A 233-nucleotide genomic window follows, 5' to 3' on the forward strand; every position below is an offset into this window, starting at 1 on the left:
CGGCGAGTTCCTCGGCCGCGTCATCTGCGAGTCCGGCGGCGACGACCTGTTCGACGTCGTGGAGCGCGTCCGCGCGCTGACCATCCGCGCGCACGACGAGCAGGACCTGTCCGCGCACACGGAGGCGGAGGAGCTCGTCGGCTCCTTCTCCATCGGGCGCGCCCAGCAGGCCGCCCGCGCCTTCACCTGCTACTTCCACCTGGCGAACCTCGCCGAGGAGCACCACCGCGTCC

Annotated in this window: 1 protein-coding gene; it reads left to right on the top strand. The window is 72.5% G+C overall.

The genetic code is table 11. The features are described 5' to 3' along the window. The coding region (locus tag KVT14_RS21540) for a phosphoenolpyruvate carboxylase (protein ID WP_217617403.1) at window positions 1–233 on the top strand (233 nt) is incomplete at both ends.

It is taken from the genome of Cellulomonas sp. GbtcB1 (assembly GCF_019091725.1).
Taxonomy (GTDB): Bacteria; Actinomycetota; Actinomycetes; order Actinomycetales; family Cellulomonadaceae; genus Cellulomonas.